General features: G+C 73.0%; 2 protein-coding genes. Both read left to right on the top strand.

Going from position 1 to position 2,289, the window contains the following annotated elements; genetic code table 11:
- A partial coding sequence (locus ACTUAL_RS12445) for a histidine kinase dimerization/phospho-acceptor domain-containing protein (protein WP_440900338.1) occupies positions 1-1,315 on the top strand: 1,315 nt, incomplete at its 5' end.
- Between the two features lie 30 nt (positions 1,316-1,345).
- The gene (locus ACTUAL_RS12440) at positions 1,346-1,708 is read left to right on the top strand and encodes an STAS domain-containing protein (RefSeq protein WP_015801295.1); all 363 of its coding nucleotides are present in this window, start codon (positions 1,346-1,348) and stop codon (positions 1,706-1,708) included.
- Positions 1,709-2,289: the final 581 nt, after the last annotated feature.

The following is a 2,289-nucleotide window of genomic DNA, read 5'->3' as shown; positions in this document are numbered from 1 at the left end:
CATCCTCGGGCTGCACGCCGCCGACCCCGGCGGCACCGCCCGCGTGCAGGCGCGGGTGCGCGGGGCCGACGGCGGCTGGATCTTCGTGGACGTGATCGTGCTCGACCGGATCGACGACCCGGTCATCGGCGGGCTGGTCACCTTCTCCCGCGACATGACCGACCTGCGCGACGCGCAGCACCACAGCCGGGTGACGAGCGCCCGGCTGTACATGCTGATCGACGCGCTGCGGGTGGGCGTGATCCTGCAGGACAACGACCGCAAGGTGCTGACCGTCAACACCACCGCGCTGGAGCTGCTGGACCTGGAGGGGGAGCCGCGCGAGCTGGTCGGGCTGACCGGCCGCGAGATGGGCCCGCGCCGCCGCAGACCGCCGGAGGACTACGAGCACCTGGACCGGTTGGCGATGCGCTGCGTGACCGCGACCGAGCCGGTTCACGCCTCTTCCGTGCCACTGGGCCCCGATCGGGTGCTGGAGGTGGACTTCCTCCAGGTGCGGGGGGAGAACGAGCTGTTCGGGCAGCTGTGGGTGCTGCGGGACGTGACGGACCAGGTGTCGCTGCGGCGGGCGCTGGAGACGCGCAACGCCGAGCTGTCCCGGCTGTCGGCGTTGAAGACCGAGTTCATCTCGACCATCTCGCACGAACTGCGCACCCCGCTCACCGCGCTGACCTCGCTGACCCCGCTGCTGGTCGCCGACTGGCGGGACGGGGAGCGGCAGGTGGCGGAGGCGGTCGAGCGGAACGTGAACCGGATGGCCGGGCTGGTGGAGACGCTGCTGCTGCTCGCGAAGGTCGAGTCGCACAGCAAGGAGCTGGAGATCGCGTCGGTCGACCTTGACCGGCTGGTGCGGGACGGCGCGCACGCGGTGGAGGCGGCGGCGGAGGCCAGGGCGGTGCGGGTGCAGGTCGACACGCCGGTGCTGCCGACGCAGGCGCGCGGCGACGGCGAGCTGCTCTCGTGCATGACGTACCACGCGGTCGCGGCGGCGGTGGCGACCTCGCCGCCGTCGGCGTCGGTGCGGGTGACGTCGACGGTCGGCGGGCACGGGGAGTGGTCCATGGAGGTCACGGACGAGGTGCCGCTCGGCGGGGCGGGCGGCAGGCTGTTCACGACGCTGCCGCGCGAGGGGGCGGGGTCCGGCGGGGACCAGCTCGCCGGGTCGGCGCTGGGGTTGGCGCTGGTCAGGGCGATCGCGGAGCGGCACGGCGGCGCGGTGTTCCTGACCCCGTCACCCGAGGGCGGGACGACGGTGCGCATCGAGCTGCCCCTGGACGTGCGGGTCCCGGAAGGCAGGAAGCCCACAGAAGGGTGAAACACCACTTTCAGGGGTACCAGCCCGTACGTGTGGGGAGACCGGACTCTGTCGACGTCCACCGTGCGGGTGGACGAGTCGGTGGTGGTGCTGCGCGTGCGCGGCGGCGTGGACGTGGCCACGGCGCCAGTCCTGCGCGAGGCCCTGGAGGCCGCGCGGGCGGACGTGGTCGTGGTGGACCTGACGGGCGTGGACTTCTTCACGTCCTGGGGAATCGAACCCCTGGTCCAGTCCCACGACCGCCTGCTGGACCGAGCCGGGGCACTGCACCTGGTGGTGACCAGGCAGATCCGGCGGGTGCTGAGCTCGGTGGGACTGCACCACGTGCTGCAGATGCACGGGAGCGCGGAGGCGGCGCTCGCGGCGGTGGCCGAGGCGGATGAGTGGGGGTAGGGCGGGGGAGCCGGGGGCGGGCTTGTGCTTGGGCTCGAGCCCGCGGGGGAGGGCTTGAGCCCGGACGCCAGCACTGACACCGACGCTGGAGCCGATACCAGCACCAGCGCCAGCGCAGGTACCAGTACTGGCCTGGGGCACTGGCACTGGCACTGGCTCGGGACCGGCCTGGCCTCTGGCTTGAACTCGAGCAAAGACGCAGCAGGGGCGGATGCAGGCGCGGCGAGAGCGCTCTCACCCAACACCCTTCCACAGCACCACTAACCCAACCATCTGCCCCACCCGGCACTTGGCCCACCCAAAACCACCTGAGCTGCCCGGCCGCCCATCTGCCTGGCCCGCTCGGCCTGATCGGCTACTTGGCCTGCCTAAACGCTTTACCCGCCCGCCCGCCCGGCCGCTTGCCCGCTTGCCCGCCTCGCCTGCCTGCCCGCCTCGCCTGCCTGCCCGCCTCGCCTGCCTGGCTGCTCGCCTGGCTTGCCCGCTTGCCCGCTTGCCCGCTTGCCCGGCTGCCCGGCCGCTCGGTCCACCCGGTCGCCCGGCCGCTTGGCCGCCCGGCGGCATGGCCTAGTCGGGTTCGT

Source organism: Actinosynnema sp., from assembly GCF_052038725.1.
Note: the sequence above shows the minus strand (reverse complement) of the source record. Positions and strands in the feature narration are given on the sequence as shown.